General features: G+C 74.1%; 18 protein-coding genes. 7 read left to right on the top strand and 11 right to left on the bottom strand.

The window, feature by feature from the left end; translation table 11 throughout:
- Window positions 1–305: 305 nt before the first annotated feature.
- From AAC134_RS14535 to AAC134_RS14520, 4 genes are all read left to right on the top strand, one after another.
- On the top strand, window positions 306–2,144 hold the full coding sequence (locus tag AAC134_RS14535) for a L,D-transpeptidase family protein (RefSeq protein ID WP_339949825.1): 1,839 nt from the start codon (window positions 306–308) through the stop codon (window positions 2,142–2,144).
- Between the two features lie 339 nt (window positions 2,145–2,483).
- Window positions 2,484–3,563 carry a UDP-3-O-(3-hydroxymyristoyl)glucosamine N-acyltransferase gene (gene lpxD / locus AAC134_RS14530; RefSeq protein ID WP_339949824.1) on the top strand — a complete coding sequence of 360 codons (1,080 nt, stop codon included), beginning with the start codon at window positions 2,484–2,486 and terminating at the stop codon, window positions 3,561–3,563.
- Window positions 3,564–3,707: 144 nt separating this feature from the next.
- Window positions 3,708–4,007, top strand: a complete 300-nt coding sequence (locus tag AAC134_RS14525; RefSeq protein ID WP_339949823.1) for a phosphopantetheine-binding protein — start codon at window positions 3,708–3,710, stop codon at window positions 4,005–4,007.
- A 4-nt stretch (window positions 4,008–4,011) separates the two neighbouring features.
- The gene (locus AAC134_RS14520) at window positions 4,012–5,247 is read left to right on the top strand and encodes a beta-ketoacyl-[acyl-carrier-protein] synthase family protein (RefSeq protein ID WP_339949822.1); all 1,236 of its coding nucleotides are present in this window, start codon (window positions 4,012–4,014) and stop codon (window positions 5,245–5,247) included.
- A gap of 147 nt (window positions 5,248–5,394) precedes the next feature.
- Here AAC134_RS14520 and AAC134_RS14515 read toward each other — a convergent pair whose 3' ends face one another.
- The 5 genes from AAC134_RS14515 to AAC134_RS14495 all read right to left on the bottom strand — a co-directional run bounded on the left by AAC134_RS14515 (window position 5,395) and on the right by AAC134_RS14495 (window position 10,604).
- Complete coding sequence (locus tag AAC134_RS14515) at window positions 5,395–6,114, bottom strand: invasion associated locus B family protein (RefSeq protein ID WP_339949821.1); 720 nt, start codon at window positions 6,112–6,114, stop codon at window positions 5,395–5,397.
- Between the two features lie 402 nt (window positions 6,115–6,516).
- Entirely contained in the window at window positions 6,517–7,455 is a 939-nt protein-coding gene (locus AAC134_RS14510) for a metal ABC transporter permease (RefSeq protein ID WP_339949820.1), read from the bottom strand.
- A complete protein-coding gene (locus AAC134_RS14505; RefSeq protein ID WP_339949845.1) occupies window positions 7,452–8,660 on the bottom strand; it encodes a metal ABC transporter permease in 1,209 nt (402 codons plus the stop codon). Before AAC134_RS14505 ends, AAC134_RS14510 begins: the two co-directional genes overlap by 4 nt.
- A 10-nt stretch (window positions 8,661–8,670) precedes the next feature.
- Window positions 8,671–9,432 carry a metal ABC transporter ATP-binding protein gene (locus AAC134_RS14500; protein ID WP_339949844.1) on the bottom strand — a complete coding sequence of 254 codons (762 nt, stop codon included), beginning with the start codon at window positions 9,430–9,432 and terminating at the stop codon, window positions 8,671–8,673.
- Window positions 9,433–9,581: 149 nt separating this feature from the next.
- Window positions 9,582–10,604 carry a zinc ABC transporter substrate-binding protein gene (locus AAC134_RS14495; RefSeq protein WP_339949819.1) on the bottom strand — a complete coding sequence of 341 codons (1,023 nt, stop codon included), beginning with the start codon at window positions 10,602–10,604 and terminating at the stop codon, window positions 9,582–9,584.
- Between the two features lie 386 nt (window positions 10,605–10,990).
- Between AAC134_RS14495 and AAC134_RS14490 the strand changes: the two genes are divergently transcribed.
- Window positions 10,991–11,824: an SDR family NAD(P)-dependent oxidoreductase gene (locus AAC134_RS14490; RefSeq protein WP_339949818.1), complete on the top strand. Its 834-nt coding sequence runs from the start codon at window positions 10,991–10,993 to the stop codon at window positions 11,822–11,824.
- Window positions 11,825–11,921: 97 nt separating this feature from the next.
- On the opposite strand, the gene AAC134_RS14485 is transcribed toward AAC134_RS14490, so the two are convergent.
- On the bottom strand, window positions 11,922–12,707 hold the full coding sequence (locus AAC134_RS14485; protein WP_339949817.1) for a DUF2189 domain-containing protein: 786 nt from the start codon (window positions 12,705–12,707) through the stop codon (window positions 11,922–11,924).
- Between the two features lie 225 nt (window positions 12,708–12,932).
- Here AAC134_RS14485 and AAC134_RS14480 point away from each other — a divergent pair, with 225 nt between their 5' ends.
- The gene (locus AAC134_RS14480; RefSeq protein WP_339949816.1) at window positions 12,933–13,430 is read left to right on the top strand and encodes a calcium-binding protein; all 498 of its coding nucleotides are present in this window, start codon (window positions 12,933–12,935) and stop codon (window positions 13,428–13,430) included.
- 46 nt (window positions 13,431–13,476) lie between these two features.
- Here AAC134_RS14480 and AAC134_RS14475 read toward each other — a convergent pair whose 3' ends face one another.
- The 3 genes from AAC134_RS14475 to AAC134_RS14465 form a co-directional block, all read right to left on the bottom strand.
- The gene (locus tag AAC134_RS14475) at window positions 13,477–14,172 is read right to left on the bottom strand and encodes an SCO family protein (protein WP_339949815.1); all 696 of its coding nucleotides are present in this window, start codon (window positions 14,170–14,172) and stop codon (window positions 13,477–13,479) included.
- Entirely contained in the window at window positions 14,169–14,741 is a 573-nt protein-coding gene (locus AAC134_RS14470; RefSeq protein WP_339949814.1) for a hypothetical protein, read from the bottom strand. Before AAC134_RS14470 ends, AAC134_RS14475 begins: the two co-directional genes overlap by 4 nt.
- Window positions 14,742–15,037: 296 nt before the next feature.
- Entirely contained in the window at window positions 15,038–15,586 is a 549-nt protein-coding gene (locus tag AAC134_RS14465; RefSeq protein WP_339949813.1) for a hypothetical protein, read from the bottom strand.
- Between the two features lie 231 nt (window positions 15,587–15,817).
- Here AAC134_RS14465 and AAC134_RS14460 point away from each other — a divergent pair, with 231 nt between their 5' ends.
- Entirely contained in the window at window positions 15,818–16,288 is a 471-nt protein-coding gene (locus AAC134_RS14460) for a PaaI family thioesterase (protein ID WP_339949812.1), read from the top strand.
- Window positions 16,289–16,327: 39 nt separating this feature from the next.
- Here AAC134_RS14460 and AAC134_RS14455 read toward each other — a convergent pair whose 3' ends face one another.
- Entirely contained in the window at window positions 16,328–17,107 is a 780-nt protein-coding gene (locus AAC134_RS14455) for a hypothetical protein (protein WP_339949811.1), read from the bottom strand.
- Between the two features lie 151 nt (window positions 17,108–17,258).
- Window positions 17,259–18,386, bottom strand: coding sequence for a carboxylate-amine ligase (locus AAC134_RS14450; RefSeq protein WP_339949810.1), 1,128 nt, complete (start codon window positions 18,384–18,386; stop codon window positions 17,259–17,261).
- Window positions 18,387–18,508 lie beyond the last annotated feature (122 nt).

Genomic DNA, 18,508 nt, shown 5'->3' with positions numbered 1-18,508 from the left:
TCGGGACTATGCCACAGGGGCGCCGCGCGCAAAAGTGGCAGATTCGCAGCGGTTTCCGCGTCCGGCGCCCGAAAATCGGCGCCGTGCGAAGGGCGGAAGGGACCCCTGCCTGCCGCTCGGGCAGGGCGCCGCAGAACGGGACAGATCGCCGCCTGTCGACGGCCTCCGCCCGGTCCGGCCCATATCTGCGGCGGAATTCACACGCCCTTGGTCTAGCGCAACCGTCTGTCGGGGCGGATCCTCGTCGCCCCCCGGCGATCGCGCTATGATCGGGCAAAGCGGATCCCTGTGTCAGAGGCGCCACTATGTCGTTCAAGTTCCACATTGCCGCCGCATTCGCGCTGGGCGGACTCGCCGGCGGCGCGTCGCTGCTGGCCGCCGGCCCCGCCGCCGCTCAGGCCATGGGCCTGACGGCCGCCCCCACGACCCCATCGTCGGAGACCTCGTCCCAGGCCTCCGCCGACGCCCCCGCGACGGCCCCCGCGACGGTCCCCGAGGCCGCGCCCGCGACGAGCCCCGAGACCGCCCCCTTGACGGGCCATTCGGCCGCGTCCTCGGCGTCCTCGCCCGCCTCGATCGTGTCCGGCCCGGTCGAGACCCTGGCCGCCGCGCCCCTCACCCCGGTGCAGGACGCGATCCTGCGCGCCGCCGCGTCCGAAGACGACGTGCTGGCCTGGTACCAGGCGCGCGACGGGCGGCCGGCGTGGAGCGTCTCGGGCGGCTCGATGGACGCGCAGGCCCTGCTCGCGCGCCTCGACGAGGCCGAGAGCCATGCGCTGCCGGCCGCGACCTACTCGCCCGCCGCGCTGCGGGCCCGGGCGCAGGGCGCGCTCGACTCCGGCGGCCACCCCGAGGACGTCGCGCAGCTCGAGCTCGATCTCACCCACGCGCTGCTGCGCTATGCCGGCGACATGGCCGCGGGGGCGCTGAAGCCCAGCCGCGTCGACTCCGAGATCCACGTCTTCCCCGAGCGGCCCGAGCCGCTGACCATCCTGACCTCCGCCGTCGCCTCGCCCGACCTCGGCGCCTGGCTCGATGCGCTGGCCCCCCGCGATCCGGGCTACCAGCAGCTGCGCGCGGTCTACGCCCGCCTGCAGCAGGAGGCCGAGGCCGGCGGCTGGCGCGCCACCCTGTCCGAGGGCGGCACCCTGCGCCCGGGCGACGCGGGTCCCCGCGTGACCCAGCTTCGCGCCCGCCTCGCCGAGCTGGGCGAGGCCGCCCCCGCCACCGCGCAGCCCGAGCTCTACGACACCGGGCTCGAGCAGTCGGTGAAGGGGTTCCAGCGCCGTCACGGCCTGAACGACGACGGCATCGCGGGCGCGCGCACCTTTGCCGCGCTGGGCGCGGACGTGGGCTTCCGCATCCGCCAGGTGGCCGTGAACCTCGAGCGGATGCGCTGGGCGCCCGACGACCTCGGCCGGCGCTACATCGTGGTCAACCAGCCCGACTACCGCATGCGCCTCTATGAGGATGGCAAGCTGACCCACGAGACCCGGGTGGTCATCGGCCAGCGTCGCCACCGCACGCCCGAGTTCATCGACATGATGGATCACATGGTGATCAACCCGTCGTGGAACGTGCCGCGCTCGATCGCCACCAACGAGATCCTGCCGGCGCTGCGCGAGGATCCGACCTACCTCTCGCGGCAGAACATGCAGCTGATCGCCACCGACGGGGGGCCGGTGCCGGCCGATCCCTCGATGCATGACTGGAGCCAGTACTCGAAGGGCTACTTCCCCTACCGGGTGAAGCAGGCGCCGGGGAACGGCAACGCGCTGGGCAAGGTGAAGTTCATGTTCCCCAACCAGTTCGCGATCTACCTGCACGACACGCCCTCCAAGAGCCTGTTCCGCCGCGACGCGCGGGCCTTCTCCCACGGCTGCGTGCGGGTCGAGAACCCGTTCGACCTGGCCTACATGCTGCTCGCCCCGCAGTACGACGACCCGCAGGCGGCCTTTCACGGGTTCCTCGACTCGGGGCGCGAGCGCTGGGTGAACCTCGACGAGCCGGTGCGCGTGAACCTGACCTACCGCACCGCCTGGGTCGACGAGGCGGGCAACGCCCAGTTCCGCGCCGACGTCTATGGCCGCGACGAGGCGGTCTGGGCGGCGCTGGAGGAGAAGGGGCTCGCCCCCGCGCTCTGAGCCGCGCCGAGACGCCGATATCGCCCCCGCGCCGCGCTCCGGCGCGGGGGTTTTCGTTGGCGCCCGGGCGGCGAGGGCAGGGCGGCGCGGGCCCGATCCGCACGCGCGTCCCCCGCGCCGGGGCGTGCGGGGGGCCGCGTCCGGGGGCCCGTCGGTGCGCGCAGGGACTGGCCGTGGGGGAACCTGACCGCTAATCAGGGCCGCGCGGTCCCGCCGCGCCGACCCGACGACCCCGCCCGCCACCCCGACCCGACACGCCCGCCAGACGACCGGCCCGCCAGACCCGCCCGCCCGGATCGTCCGCCTGATCTTCCGCCGACCCCGCCAACGGAGCCGCCCATGACCGCCCACCGCATCGCCGACGTCGCCGCCGCCCTGGGCCTGGAGCATGCCGGCGACGGGGACCTGCTGGTGCGCCGCCCGGCCCATCCGACGCAGGCCGGCCCCGAGGAGCTGGCCGTGGCGATGGACCCCAAGTTCCTGGGCGACCTCGCGCAGGGCTCGGCCCGCGCGGCGGTGCTGCCGGCGGGGGCCGACTGGCAGGGGCTCGGCCTCGCGGCCGCGATCTTCGCGCCGCGCGCGCGCTACGCCATGGCCGGGCTGACCACCCGCTTCCGCCACCCGCTCGACGCGGCCCCGGGGATTCACCCGTCCGCCATCGTCGACGCTTCGGCGCAGATCGGGCCGGGCGCCTCGATCGGGCCGTTCGTGGTGATCGGGCGCGACGTCGTCATCGGCGCCAACGCCTGCATCCTGAGCCACGTCTCGATCGGGGCCGAGGCGCGGATCGGCGACGACGCGCTGTTGATGGAGGGCGTGCGCATCGGCGCCCGCACCCGCATCGGCCACCGTTTCGTGGCCCACCCCAACGCGGTCGCCGGCGCCGACGGCTTCAGCTTCGTCACCCCCGAGCCCGGCGCGGTCGAGGCCGCCAAGGACCGCGGCGCCTCGGACGTGTTCGGCGCGGCGGCGACGGTCTACGTGCGCATCCACTCGCTGGGCTCGGTCGCGGTGGGCGACGACGTCGAGCTTGGCGCAGGCGCCTGCCTCGACCGCGGTACGCTGACCGACACCAGCATCGGCAACGGCACCAAGATCGACAACCTGGTCCAGGTCGGCCACAACGTGAGGGTGGGCGAGCACTGCCTGCTGTGCGCCCATGTGGGCATCGCCGGCTCGGCGGTGATCGAGGACCGGGTGGTGCTGGGCGGCAAGGCCGGCATCGCCGACCACCTGACCATCGGACACGACAGCGTCATCGCCGGCGGCTCGGGGGTGGGGTCGAACGTGCCGCCGCGCTCGGTGATGATCGGCGCGCCGGCGATCAAGCGCGACGAGTTCAACCGCATGTGGATGGCCATGCGCCGCCTGCCGCGGACCATGGACAAGCTGCGCGCGGCGGCGGCGGGCCTGCGCTGAGGCCCCCCGCGGCCCCTGCGCGCCCCCCCGGCCCGAGGGCCGATTCCGCCTTCCCTGACCCGGGTCGAGGCGCTAACACGTCCCTCGGGCGGGACCGACGCGCCGCGTCGGCCCCGGGATTTCACCGATCCGTGGGAGGTCGAGATGACCGATGCCGCCGCAGCAGCCGCCGCCGACAACGACGACGAGACGACCCGCAAGGTGATCCGCATCGTGGCCGAGCAGGCGGTGCTCGACCCCGCGGAGGTCAAGCTCACGTCCACGCCTGACGATCTGGGGATCGACAGCCTCGGGATGGTCGAGGCGGTCTTCGCCATCGAGGAGGCCTTCGACATCTCGGTCCCCTTCAACGCCAACGACCCCGGCCAGAGCGAGTTCGAGATCGAGAACGTCGCGGCCATCGTCGCCGGGGTGAAACGCCTGATCGCCGAGCAGAAGGGCTGAGCCGGTGAGCGCCCGCGCAGACGCCGCCGGCCCCCGCCGGGTCGTCGTGACCGGAATGGGCGTGGTCTCGGCGCTCGGGCTCGACGCGCCGGCCCACTGGGCGGCGCTGAAGGCGGGCGTCTGCGGCATCGGTCCGCTCGAGATCCGCGACCTCGACCGGCTGTCGGTGACCATCGGCGGGCAGGCGAAGGGGTTCGTGGGCGAGGATCGCTTCGCCCGCTCCCAGCTTTCGCTCTACGACCGTCACACCCAGTTCGCGCTGACCGCGGCGGCAGAGGCCTGGGCGCAGGCCGATCCCGCCCCGACGCAGGACGAGGCCCTGCGCGCGGCCGTGGTGATCGGCACGGCGCTGCCGGGGATGCAGACGCTCGACGACAGCTACCGCGCCGCGTTCGAGGAGGGGAAGAGCCGCGTGCATCCCTTCGTGGTGCCGCGGCTGATGGTGTCGGCGCCGGCCTCGCACATCTCGATGATCCATGGGCTGAAGGGGCCGGCCTGGTCGGTCTCGACCGCCTGCGCCTCGGCCAACCACGCCATCGGGCAGGCCTTCCACCTGGTGCGCTCGGGCGCGGCCGACCTTGCGGTGACCGGCGGGGCCGAGGCGCCGCTGACCTTTGGCGCGATGAAGGCGTGGGAGGGGCTGCGGGTGATGACCAGGGACGTCTGCCGCCCGTTCTCGAAGGGGCGCGCGGGCATGGCCATCGCCGAGGGCGCGGGGGTCTTCGTGCTCGAGGAGCGTGGCCGCGCGCTGGCCCGCGGCGCCACGATCCTGGGCGAGATCGCGGGCTTTGGCATGTCGGCCGACGCGGGCGACATCGTGCAGCCTTCGGCCGACGGCGCGGCGCGCGCGATCGCGGCGGCGCTGGCCGACGGGGGGCTCGACGTCTCGGAGATCGCCTACGTCAACGCCCACGGCACCGGCACCGCGGCCAACGACCGGACCGAGACGGCGGCCCTGCGCCAGGTCTTCGGGGCCCATGCCGACGGGCTCTCGGTGTCCTCGACCAAGTCGATGCACGGGCATGCGCTGGGGGCGGCCGGCGCGCTGGAGTTCGCCGCCGTCCTGGGCGCCCTGCGCGAGGGGGTGATCCCCCCCACGATCAATCACCTCGAAGCCGATCCCGAGTGCGACCTCGACGTGACGCCCAACACCGCGCGCGCGCGCGAGACGCCCGCCGCCCTCTCCAACGCCTTCGCCTTCGGCGGTCTGAACGCGGTGCTCGCCCTGCGTCGCGGCTGAGGCCGCGGCGGCGAGGCCCGGGCCGGGCCTGGAGTCTCCTGACTTCCCGATCCCGCAGCCGCGCGCCGCGAGTCGCTGCGAGTCGCTGAACGCGAACGGGCCGCCCCTTGCGGGGCGGCCCGTCGAGTCTCGACCTGGGGCCGAGGATCAGTTCGCCGACAGCGCGTTGTAGGCGGCGGTGAAGCCCGAGAGCGAGATCGGGACGTCGTATTTCTGGCCGCCCTGGCCCTGGGGCACGACGAAGCCGAACCGCGCGGTCGCGCCCTTCTTGAGGCCCGCGACCATCGCGTTGGGCAGGGGCTCGCGCATCAGGCAACCCTCGGAGAGGCAGATCGAGAACTGGCCGCGCTGCGGCTCGGAGCTGTCGATCTGCAGGCTCATGCCCTCGCGCAGAAACACGCCGAGGGGGACGCGCACATCCATCACCGCCTCGACGGTGCCCTGCTGGGTCTGCTGGGGCTCGATCCGACGGATCGACAGTTCCATCACCTCGCGGCCGTCGGCGTTGAAGCCGAGCTGGCGCATGATGCAGGGCGGATCGCCGTCCAGGCACAGGATCGTCCAGTCGCCATGGGTGGCGACCACTTCGGGCTGCGGGCCGGCGGGCTGCTGCTGGCCCTGCTGGGCGGGCGCGGCCGGCGCCTGGGCCTGCGCGGGGGCGGTCTCGGCAGGGGCCTGGGCCTGGGCAGGGGCCTGGGCGGGCGCCTCGGCCGGAGCCTGGGCGGGGGCCTCTGCGGGCGCCTGGGTCTGGGCAGGATCGCTCGTCCCGGTCTGCGCCTGCTGGGCGAGCGCGGGGACCGCCGCGCCGGCGAGCAGCGCGGCAAGCGCCGCGAGGCGGAGGGAAGAGCGGACGTGGGTTCTCGGCATGTCGGTTCCTGTGCGCTTCGGGCTCGGTCTCCGCGACGCTCGCCCAGGCCCGGCGCCGGATCGGGGTCCGGTGCGGGGCGGCGCGGGCCAGTCGCGGCTCGGCTCGGTTCGGGGTTCTCGCCGCCGCGAAAGGCGAAATCAAGGCCCCGGACCGGGGAGGCGGCGGGACCTCTCCCAAAAATGAAAAGGACGCCCTCCCAAGCGTCCTTTTCCCGCGTGTGCGGCGTTCTTTTGTGGTCCGCTCCAAGTTTCGCCCGGTATCCGGGTTCTCTGCGGGGGCGGACCTTCAGGTCCCTGTCGGACTGGCCGTGCCAATCGCAAGGGGACGCTACGGTGAGTCGCAGGGGGGGTCAAGCCCCTCACGTAAGGTGGCAAGGCCGAAGTGGGCGCGGCGACGAATCCTCAGGCAGCCGTAGCGCCTGCGCGACGCCGCCGAGGGGCCGCAACACAGGCCACGGCGAGGATCGCGCCGGCCACCACGGCGATCATTCCCGCCGCCCCGACCGCGTCCGCGCGCCCGAACCAGCCCGGCCCGTAGCCCGCCAGCACATAGCCCGCGATGGCCGAGATTGCGGCGAACAGCAGGCTCCAGGCCACCTGCCGGCCCAGCCGGTCGGTCATCAGACGCGCGGCGGCGGGCGGGCAGACGAACATGGCGATGACGATGATCGAGCCCACCGCGTCGAAGGCCGCCACCGCCGCCACCGCGGTCGCGACCGCGAGCCCCGCCCCGATCAGCCCCGTCGGCAACCCGATGGCCGAGGCATGGCCGGGGTCGAAGGTGGTCAGCGCCAGCTCCTTCCAGAACAGCCGCATCAGGACGGCGATCACCGCCAGAACCACCGCGAGCCGCGGCGCCGCGTCCGGCAGCCCCGCCAGCGCCGCGGGATCGAGCAGCGACCCCCAGCCCATCGCGTCGAACCAGATCAGCGACTCGAGATTGCCGTAGAGCGCGTGCTGCACGTCGAGATGCACCGAGGAGGCGTCCGACCGCTCGAGCAGCAGGACGCCCGCGGCGAACAGCGAGGTGAACACGACCCCCATCGCCGCCCCGCTCTCGATCCGGCCGAGGCGGCGGACGGCCTCGATCAGGGCCACCGCCACCAGGGCGGCGGCGCCCGCGCCCAGCAGCATCGGCCAGGCGGCCACCGTGCCGGTGATCAGGAAGGCCAGCACGATGCCGGGCAGGGCGACATGGCTGATCGCGTCCCCGATCAGCGCCTGCCGGCGCAGCAGCAGGAAGTTGCCCGGCAGCGCGCAGGCGAGCGAGGCCAGCAGCCCCACCAGCATCGGGGGCAGCGAGATCATCACGAACTCGGGCGAGAGGATCTCCTCGATCATGCGGGGGCCCTCCGGAGGTCGAGGTGGCGGTCGATCTCGGCGACCTGGTCGGGGGTCAGGCTGTCGCCGATGGGGGAGAGTCCGTCGTAGCGCTCGGCGACGCCGGCCTCGGGCAGCAGGCGGCGGGCGAGGCTCCAGCGGGCTTCGTCGCGGGCGGCCGCGGCGGCGGCGGCGCGGCCCGCGTCGGTCATCGCCCCGTCGGCGCGGATCCAGCCGCGCGAGAACAGAAGCCGCAGGGTCAGGCGGTCGTAGACGGCCTCGCCCCGGGCCAGCGCCAGCAGGCCCTGGCGAAGATGCACGCGGGCCTCGAGCCGGCGGCGGCGCAGCACCTCGGCCAAGACCCCGCGGCGGGGCGAGGCGAGGAACGAGACGACGAAGATCGCGAAGGCCACCAGCACGATGATCGGCCCGGTGGGCAGCCGCCCCTCGATCGAGGAGATCGCGGCCCCGACAAAGCCCGAAACCCCGCCAATGGCTGTGGCGAGCAGCGCCAGCGTCGAGACCCGGTCGGTCCAGAACCGCGCCGCCACGGGCGGGATGATCAGCAGCGCCACGATCAGCACCAGGCCCACGATCTTGAGCCCCACCACCGTCACCAGCAGCGCCACGCCCATCATCGCCATGTCGGTGCGCCAGACGCCCACGCCGGTGGCCTCGGCATGTTCGGGATCGAAGGCGACGAGCGTCATCGGGCGGCGCAGGAGGAAGACCAGGCCCGCGGCCACCGCGCCGGCGAGCGCGATGGTCACCGCCTCGGACTGCAGCATTCCGGCGGTGGAGCCCAGCAGGAACCCCTCGAGCCCCGCGGCCTTGCCCGCAGGCACGGTCTGGATCACCGTCAGCAGCACGATCCCCAGCCCGAACGAGACCGAGAGGACCGCGCCGATGGCCGCGTCCTCGGCCAGCCGCGTGGCCCGCGTGATCCAGGTCACCAGCGCCAGACCCAGCCCCGCCGAGATTGCCGAGCCCAGCATCAGCCCCGGCAGGAAGCGCCCGTCGCCCCCGAAGGCGACCATCACCAGGAAGGCCGCCGCGACCCCGGGCAGGGTGGCGTGGCTGGCCGCGTCCGAGACCAGCGCCCGCTTGCGCAGGAACAGGAACGCCCCCGCCCCGCCGGCCGCGAGCCCCAGCATCCCCGCCCCGACGGCGACCAGCGAGGCGTTCCAGCCGCCCTGAAGGGTCAGCGCGGCGATCAGGCCCGTCAGAAGCTCCACCTCAGGCGCCCGCCGCGAGGCCCGCGGGGGCCGGCGCGTCCGGGCCCGCGAGGGTCGGGGCGCCGAGGTTCGCGGTCGCCAGTCGGCCGCCGTAGGCCGCCTGGAGATTGGCTTCGGTATAGGCCTCGGCGGTCGGGCCCTCGGCGATGCGGGCGCCGTTGAGGATCAGGACCCGGTCGAAATAGTCGCGAACCGTCGACAGGTCGTGGTGCACGCAGGCCACCGTGCGGCCGCCGTCGCGCAGGGATTTCAGGACCTCGACCAGCACCCGCTCGGTGGCGGCGTCGACGCCGGCGAAGGGCTCGTCGAGCAGATAGAGGTCGGCGTCCTGGGCGAGCGCCCGGGCCAGGAACACCCGTTGCTGCTGGCCGCCCGAGAGCTGGCCGATCTGGCGCTCGGCGAAGGCCTCCATGCCCACGCGCGCGAGGCAGGCGCGCGCGGTCTCGCGGTGGCGGCGGCCGGGCAGGCGGAACAGGCCGATGCGGCCGTAGAGGCCCATCATCACCACGTCCTCGGCAAGCGCGGGAAAGTCCCAGTCGACGCTGGCGCGCTGGGGGACATAGGCGACGCGGTCACGGGTGCGGGCGAAGGGGCGGCCGAACACCGTCGCCTCGCCGGCCACTTTCGGGATCACACCGAGCGCGCCCTTGAGGAAGGTGGACTTGCCCGCGCCGTTGGGCCCCACGATGGCGGTCATCGTGCCGGCGGGAAAGGTCGCGTCGACCCCGAACACCGCAGGCTTGCCGCCATAGGCCACCGTCAGCCCCCGGACGCAGAGCGGCGCGTCGGCGGTCTCGCCCGTCGCCGGCCGCGCGTCCGCGCCGCGCTCGGGGCCCTGCGCGCGGGGCGGATGGGCGCGGTCGGGCGTCGCCGGCGCCAGCGGGGAGCGGGACCCGAACGTCTCGAACAACCTCATCCCTCCAGCCCCGCCGAGAGGCGACCGTCCATGCCCTGCGCCGGCGCCGAGCCGCCGAGCGCCAGCGCGATGGCCGTCACGTTGTGGTCGATCATGCCCGGATAGGTCCCTTCGTAGGCGCCCGGCGGGCCCATGGCGTCGGAGTAGAGCTCGGCCCCCACCCGCGCCGTGTGACCGCGGGCCTTCGCGCCCTCGATCAGGGCGCGCACGTTGCGCTCGGGCACCGAGCTCTCGACGAAAACCGCGGGGATGTCGCGGGCGGCGAGCACGCCGACCAGTTCCTCGATCCGCGCCAGCCCGGCCTCGGATTCGGTCGAGAGCCCCTGGATCCCCATCACCTCGAACCCGTAGGCGCGGCCGAAGTAGCGGAAGGCGTCGTGGGCCGAGACCAGCACCCGGCGCGCCTGCGGGACGCTGGCCAGCACCTCGGCCGCGTAGGCGTCGAGGCGGGCCAGCGTCTCGGCCGCCTCGGCGGCGCCCTGCGCGTAGGTCTCCGCGCCCTGGGGATCGAGCTCGCTCAGCGTCGCCTCGAGCGTGGGGATCAGGCGGGCCCAGAGGGCCGGGTCCATCCACACATGCGGGTCCCAGCGGTCGGCGTAGGCCTCCGAGCCGAGGCGCATCTCGGCCGGAATCGAGGCCTCGGCGACGGGGAGCATCGGGCGACGCTCGCCCAGCTGGGCGAGGAACTCCTCCATCTGCGCTTCGAGATAGAGGCCGTTGGCCAGCACCAGGTCGGCGCGGGTCATCTTCACGATGTCGGTGCGGGTCTGGCGATAGGCGTGGGGGTCGACGCCGGGGCCCATCAGGGCCGAGACCGCGATGCGGTCGCCGCCGACCATGCGGGCGAGATCGGCGATCATCGAGGTGGTGGCGACCACCTGCACCGGCGCGCCCGCCGCGGATCCTGCGCGGGGCAGGGCCGCGGCCAGCGGCGCGATGGCGAGCCCGGCCAGCAGCGCCCGGCGCGAGGGTCGGGCGGGCCCGCGCGGCGCGGGGAAGGTTGGCGTCTGAGAAGCCATAGGGGGGGCGGGGCCTCTGGGTCTGCAATTGAGAAGCGTTCGCAAATAACATGGCGCATCCGCGCGCCCCGTCAAGGGGATTCGCCTCGGACGCGCGGTCGTTTTGCGGGCAGATCCCCGCAGGCGCCCCTCAGGCGGGCGGTTCTGCGGGGCGCGGCGCCGGAGAAACAGTCGCTGGAGGCGCCGCGAAGGTCGGCCCGGGCGCGCGATCGTGTCTTCAGGGCGGGCGGTCGTGGCGGGCGAAGACGAAAGCGACGGGATCGACCGTGGGGCGCCTCGGGGAGGCGAAATCCAGGCTCGCGCCGCGGCCTGCTGACAAGCGGCGCGCGGCGGGCGATGCTGGGGGGATGACGCGCCCGACGCCCCTCGCACGGATCTGTTCCTGAATGACAAGCCTTTCGCGCGCCAGAGCGTCCTGGCCGCCGCGCCATGCGGTGATCTCCGGCGGATCCTCGGGGATCGGGCTGGCGATGGCCCATGCGCTCGCGGCGCAGGGAACCCGGCTGACGCTGCTCGCCCGCGACCCCGCGCGGCTGGAGGGGGCGGCCGCGGCGATCCGGGCGGCGAGGCCGGGGGCCGAGGTCCTCGCGCTTCCCGCCGACATGCGCGAGGCGTCCGCGGCGGCGGCGGCCGTGGCGCGGGCCGAGGCGCAGGCCCCGCTCGATCTCGTCGTCGCCTGTGCGGGCGCGGTGCGGGCCGGCGCCTTCGCCGAGCTGCCGCCCGAGACCCATCGCGAGCTGATGGAGACCAATTATTTCGGCGCGCTGAACCTGCTGCGCCCGGCGCTCGCCCCGATGCGGGCGCGGGGTGCGGGGCGGGCGCTGATCGTGGGCTCGGCGGCGGGGCTGGCGGGGTTCTGGGGATACTCGGCCTATTCGCCCACCAAGTTCGCCCTGCGCGGCCTTGGCGAGGCGCTGCGGGCCGAGTGCCGGCCGGACGGGGTGAGCGTCTCGATCGCCCATCCCCCGGACACCGAGACCCCCCAGCTGGCCGCCGAACGGGCCGAGCGTCCGCCCCAGCTTGCCGCCATCGCCGGCGCCGCGCCCCCCTTGTCGGCCGAGGCGGTGGCCGCGGCGCTGCTGCGGGGCGTGCGGCGGGGGCGGGGGGACGTGCCGGTGGGGCTGGCGGCCTGGGCGCTGCTGCGTCTGGCGCCCGCGGCGCGGCCGGCCGTGGACGCCTGGTTCGCCTGGACGGCGGCGAGGGCCGGGCGCGGGAACTGAGGGCGCGGCGGCTTGTCGGGGAGGCGGGTGGGGCGCCTCGGGGGCGTCGAGCCCCCTCGCCGCCGGCGGGGCTTCGCGCGCCCGCCCGGGGGCGGCGTCAGGTCTCGGGGACCACGGCGCGCTTGTAGAGGTGCCAGGTCGCGTGCCCCAGCACCGGCAGCGCCACCAGCAGGCCCAGGAAGCCCGCGAGGATCGAGACCATCATCAGCGCCGTCACCGTCAGCCCCCAGCCGATCATCGGGGCGGGCGAGGTGGTCACCGCCTTCACCGAGGTGATGATGGCGGTGATGAAGTCGCGGTCCCGCTCGAGCAGCAGCGGGATCGCCACCACGGTCACCGAGAACAGCACGATCGCCAGCAGGCCGCCCGCCAGCGTGCCGACGCACAGGAACGTGAGGCCTTCGGGGGTGGCGAAGACCACCTTCAGGAACCCCTCGGTCGAGCTGAACGACATGTTCTGCAGGGTCAGCACCATGATGGTGCGGATCTGGTAGAACCAGATGAAGCAGATGAAGAGGGTGACGAAGGCCATCCAGCCGAGCTCGCGCTTGCGCTGCTCGAAGACCACGCCGAGCACCGAGGACCAGTCGAGCCGCTGACCGGCCGCCAGCCGGCGGGAGACGTCGTAAAGCCCCACCGCCACGAAGGGCCCCATCAGCGGGAAGGCCAGCGCCAGCGGCAGCATCAGCCAGGGCGCCTCGGCCCAGTTCAGCAGCAGCCACATGATCCAGCCGCCGACGAAATAGACGCCGCCGAAGAACAGACCGAAGCGGGGCGCGCGGCGGAAGTCGGAGACGCCGGCGCGGACCGCCTTGCCGAGGTCGTCAAAGGTGATCGGCCGCACCTGCGGCATCGGCCGGGGCCGGATCGTCGCCTGGCTCATGGGTCTCCCTCCCTCTGGCGGGACCGTCCTCGCCGCGGTCCTTTCCGCGATCATGCCGCAGCGCGCGCGCGGCCGAAAGCGTCGCGGCGCGATCGCGGGCCGAGCCCTCTTGCGCGGGCCGCCGGCCATCCCATTTCGATCCACGGAGCGGCGATCCGAGGATGCTTTCCAGGCGTCGGGGGCGGGGCGCCGCTCCATGCTGACTCAAGCAGGAGCTCAAGGCCCATGGCGAAACGCTGGACTTTCACGGGAAGCGGCCGCGACGACGATTTCGACGGCACGGACGGGCGCGATCTGGCCCGGGGGCGCGGCGGCGACGACCGCCTCGAGGGCGACGATGGCGACGACCTTCTGGTCGGCGGCCGGGGCCGGGATCGGCTCGAGGGCGACGACGGGGACGACGTGCTGCGCGGCGGCGCCGGCGACGACCGGCTCGAGGGCGGCGACGGCTTCGACCGCCTTTTCGGCGGCAAGGGCCGCGACCGATTCGAGGTCGACCACGACGACGACGCCAGGACCGTGATCATGGACTTCCAGCTCGGCAAGGACGTGATCGTGTTCGACGAGGACGACGACGACGGATTCTCGGATTTCGAGGACATGCTCGCCAGCGCCCGCCAGCGGCGCGACGACGTGGTGATCCGCACCGAGGACGGCGCGAAGGTGGTGATCAAGGACGTCGATCTCGACGCCCTCGACGCCGGCGACTTCCTGTTCGGCTGATCGCCTGACGGGCCGCGGACCCGCCCCGGGCGGGTCCGATCTCGCCTCACAGGTAGGAGGCGAAGACCTCGGCCATGCGCCGGGGCGAGATGATCGGGGGCAGCAGGGTCAGCACCTTGCCCTCGGGCCCCACCAGATAGACGAAGCTGCCGTGGGCGTAGACGGGCGAGCCGTCGGGCAGCTCGGCCACCTTCTCCATCTGCACCTGGAAGGCGTCGCGCACCGCCTGAAGCTCGGCCTCCGAGCCGGTCAGGCCAACCAGCTTCTCGTGCCACTGGGGCAGCGCCTCGGCGAGCGCTTCGGGCGTGTCGCGCTCGGGATCGATGGTGATCACCACCGGCGTCACCTCCAGCCCCGCGTCGAGCAGGATGTTCGTCGCCCCCGCGATCCGGGGCAGCACCACCGAGCAGATCGACTGGCACGACACATAGCCGAAGAAGATCGCATAGGGGCGCCCGGCGAAATCGGCCTCTGTCACCTCCCGCCCGGTCTGGTCGAGCAGGCGGAAATGCGGCTCGATCTCGAAGGGCAGGGGCGCGGTCCCGGGCATCGCCGCGGCTTCCTCGTCGCGCGCGGCCCGGCCCGCCTCGCGCAGCGCCTGCGCGGCCTCGGTCTCGGGGTGCGCCTCGCCGTCGTGGGCCAGCGCGAGGCCCCCCGTGAGGCCGACCGCGAGGCCCCCCGTGAGGACCAGCGCCAGGGCGGCGGCCAGCGCCAGCGAGCGGGCGGGAGAGATCCGGGTCATGGGAACCACTCTTCGAGGAAACGCGCGTCAGTCTCGAGCCCCAGGCCCAGCCAGCCGTCCCGCTCGACCAGCGCCATCACGCGCGGGTCCTTGCGGAACCAGGGGCCGGGGAGGTCGGCGAGGTCTGGATAGCGCTCCCCCCAGGCCTGCGTCCAGCGGTCGGCCTTCACGAAGCCGTCCGTTTCCGCGCCGCGGATCAGCTGCACCTGGAAGACCCGGGCGGGGGCGGTCTGAGGATCGCCGACCATCAGCCCGTCGACCTCCACCATCTGCCCGCACCAGGCCAGCAGGTCGAGCCCTGCGCCGGTGAACAGCGGCTGGCCGTTCTTCGCCGCCAGCACCAGCGCCCCGTCAGCCTCGCGCAGCAACCCAAGCTGGCGACGCCCCGCGCCGCAGTCCTGCGGGCAGTCGCCGGTCAGCTCGCACAGCACGTCGACCACGCGGGCCGAGAACCGGGCCTTCTCCTCGCCCGCCAGCCCCCAGGATTCGGCCTGGCTGCCCGCGGCGAAGGGCCCCTCCTGCGCCCAGGCCGGCGATGACGCGAGCCCCGCGGCGGTCAGCGCCGCCATCGCGGCCCCCAGCCCCCGGCGCCGCCGGGAGGCCGTGCGCGGCGCGGCGGGGCGCTTCGGGGCGGGCCGGCTCGGAATGGGATCGCCTGCGCCAGGCCGGGCCTGGCGTGGGCTCTCCGGGCCGGGACGGGCCTGGCCTTCGCCCTGTCGGCCGGGGCCGGGGTGCGCGCGAGCAGGGCGAGCCGCCGCCGGCCCGGTCAGATCGGGTCCAGTCAGCTCCGGTCCGCTCGGGTCGCGTCCCGCCGGGGAGAGGCGGACCGGCGGGGCGGAGGGCGGGGCGACGGCGCCGTGCACGCTCATTCCTGCGGCTCCGGGATCGCGAAGGGCGGGACCACGCCATAGTCCTCGTGGCTCGGCGTCACGGTTCCCTCGTTGGCGACGACCTGCTCGACGATGATGTAGGCGATCCCGTCGCGGCGATGCAGGATGCCGTCGGCGACCACGCGGTCGGACTGGATCTCGAGCAGCGTGTCGCCTCCCGCGACGTCGTCCGAGCCCGCCCATTTCAGGATCATGTAGACCTCGCCGTCGTCGCCCAGCATGCCCACCGGAATGCCGCCCGCCGCGCACCACATGGCGCAGGTGTGGTGGGCCGAGCCGGTCACCGCCTCAGGCCCCCCCATCACGCCCGAGAGATAGCACCAGGTGTCGATGATCTCGCCGGCGACCTGCACCCGCTCGCCCGCCGCGGCCTGGGCCGCGCCGGGCCCGATCGACAGGCCCGCCGTCAGACACGTCGCCAGGGCCGCGCCAAGCGAGAGGGCGCCCGCGATCCGCCCTCGCGCGCCCGGGCCGCCGCCCCGCTCCGGTTCCGGGCCTCGCCCGGCGCTCCGCCACGCGCGCATCGTCGCCTCCCTCGTCCGTGGATCCCGCCGCCCGCGACCCTCGCTCGCAGCCTAGCCGCCCCGGGGGCGTCGTGTCCTCACATGCTCGCGCGCGGGGCGAGAAACCGACCCGGGGGCCCCGGACGCGGCCGCTGCGCCGGCGCGGGGGCCGGCGCGGTCGAGGGCAGACACCCCGCCGCGCGCCTGCTATAATCTACCGACCGGCCGACAGGCTATGCAGCGGAGCCCGCGATGCGCCCCCCCGAGGGATTCTCCCCCCATTTCCGCACCAGCCCGCTGACCGAGCCGTGGGAGCCGATCCTCAGCCGCGTCGTCCCCGGCGAGGCGGTGCGCATCGGGCTGGTCCTGCGCGAGGCGCATTGCAATGGCCGCGGCTTCGTCCACGGCGGGCTGATCGCGGCGCTGGCCGACAACGCCATGGGCCTGTCCTGCGGCCTGGTCGGCGGCACGATCGCGATCCCCGGCGAGCCCTCCTCGCCCGATACGCAGTCCGCGGCCGCGCACCCTGCGGAGGCGCCTCGCCGCGGCTACCTGACCGTCGGCCTGACGGTCGACTACCTCGCCACCGGCCGCCCCGGGCAGTGGTTCGAGGTGCGTCCGCGAGTGATCCGCGTCGGCCGGCGCATGGCCTTCGCCGACGCGCTGATCGAGATCGACGGCAAGACCGCCGCCCGCGCCTCGGCCAGTTTCCAGGCGGCCTGAGGCGCCGAGATCCCCGGCGCGCCGCCAGCGCGGGCGGCCTCAGTCGAGCGCTTCCAGGATCCGCCGGCTCTCGTAGTCCACCAGGAAACGGGCGGTGGCGCCGGCGCCGGCCCGGCAGACTCTCTGCAGCCGGCCCTGCGGGACCGAGCGCCCGTCGCCGCGCAGCCCGCAGCAGCGCATCAGGTCATGCGCCGCCTCGGCCCAGGCGGCGAAGCCTTCGCCGCCGAATTCGAACTCGATGCTGCGGCCGGACTGGTAGGGGTTGGCGAAGGAGACGCTCACCCCCTGGGCGTTGCGCAGCTCATCGGCAAACAGGATCGTCGCTTCCGCCCGCCAGCGGCGCGCGTCCGCCCCCTCGCGCGGCAGGTCCAGAATGGCGTCGAGCGTCAGGTCCCCGCCGGCCTGGGGCCGGACCCGGTCCATCTCCTGCGGACTCCAGCGCATCCGGGCGCCGTTCGCCGCGAAGACCGCGCGCAGGCGGCGGGTCTCGCGGGCGCCGTAGAAGACGAACGCCTCGGCGTCGGAGTCGATCTCGGCGACCAGGAACGGCTCGCGCAGCGTGTAGCGGGGGTCGGAGCGCAGCGGATATTCGGTCACCGCGCAGACCATCCCCAGCCGCGCCGCGCCGTCGCCGGCGCGCGAGGCGATCTCGGGGCCGAAGCTGACGGCCATGGTCACCGTCTCCGGCTGCCCGCCCGAGCTCTGCGCCGCGGCCCCGCCCGCCAGCAGGCCCAGCGCCAGGGCGGCGCATGACGCGCGCCGGCTGCCGAGGGACCACAGGGAGACGGACGAGACGGCGCGCCGGCGGCGAGGGGGCAAGGCGGTCTCCTGCAGGCGGGCGCACGGGCAGGCGCGCGGATCGGTGAAGAATGGATGAACGGGGCGAGAGAACACCCGCGCCGCCCCCTTCGTCAACGCCCCCGTTCGAGGCCGCGTCGCCGCGCCTCTGCGGGGGCATCGGGCGTTCGGCTCAGGCCTCCAGGAATTCCGCGATCAGCCCGTCGACGACCTTGCCCAGCGCCTCCTGGTGATCGGCCCCCGCTTCCCGCGCGCCGGCATAGGCCGCGCGCTGGCGGGCGGCCGAGTCGCCCTCGGCCGCGATCCGGCGGGCGTGCAGCAGCTCGGCCCGGCAGCCCAGCGTCTCGGCGTCGGGCAGGGTCAGCTCGAGGATCTCCTCGACGAGGTCGGCATAGGGCGCGAGCCGCTGGCGGCCGTGGTCCACCAGCTTCGCGCCCGCGCCATAGCGCTGCGCCCGCCAGCGGTTCTCGTTGACGAGCGTCGCGGGATAGACGCGCCAGCGCTGGTTGCGCGTGCGCAGCCGCAGCAGGAACCCCAGCAGCGATTGCCAGACGGCGGCCACGGCGGCCGCGTCGCGCACCCGGGAGCAGACGTCCGTCACCCGCTGCTCGAGCGTGGGAAACTTGTCCGAGGGGCGCACGTCCCACCAGATCCGCGTCGCGTCCTCGATGCAGCCCGAGGCGACCAGGTGCTCGGTCAGCCTGCGGTATTCGGACCACGAGGCCAGCGGGTCGGGCAGGCCGGTGCGGGGCAGGGCGTCGAACACCGTCAGCCGGTAGGAGGCCAGTCCGGTGTCCTCCCCCTCCCAGAACGGCGAGGAGCAGCTCATCGCCAGCAGGTGGGGCAGGAAATAGGCGGCCTGGTTCATCAGGTCGATGCGCAGGTCGTCGTCCTCGATGCCCACATGCACGTGGCAGCCGCAGATCAGCATCCGGCGCACGGGGTGGCCCAGGTCCTCGCGCAGGGCGTCGTAGCGGGCCTTGCGGGTGTGGGTCTGCTCGCGCCATTTCGCGAACGGGTGGGTCGAGGCGGCGATGGGGGCGTAGCCGAAGGCCTCGGCCGCCTCGGCCACGGCGCGGCGCAGGGCGGTCAGCTCCTCGATCGCCTCGGGGACCGAGGCGTGGGGGCGGGTGCCGACCTCGACCTGGCATTGCAGGTATTCGGGCGTCACCCGGTCGCCGAGCGCCTCCGAGCATCGCTCGAGAAACCCCGGGTCGGGCGAGCGCACGAGGTCGCGAGTCTCGCGGTCGACGACGAGGTATTCTTCCTCGATCCCCAGCGTCAGGCTCGGACGATCCATGGCGCGCCTCCCTTGCGTTCCCCCGGGCCGGAGATTGCCCGGCGCGGGAGCGGGGGGCAACGGCCGGCTGCGTGTGGGCATCCCCTGCCGCCGGAGGCGCTACCTGAAAGAGAGTGTCCCGC

It is taken from the genome of uncultured Albimonas sp., from assembly GCF_963977235.1.
In the GTDB taxonomy this organism is placed as follows: Bacteria; Pseudomonadota; Alphaproteobacteria; order Rhodobacterales; family Rhodobacteraceae; genus Albimonas.
Note: the sequence above shows the minus strand (reverse complement) of the source record. Positions and strands in the feature narration are given on the sequence as shown.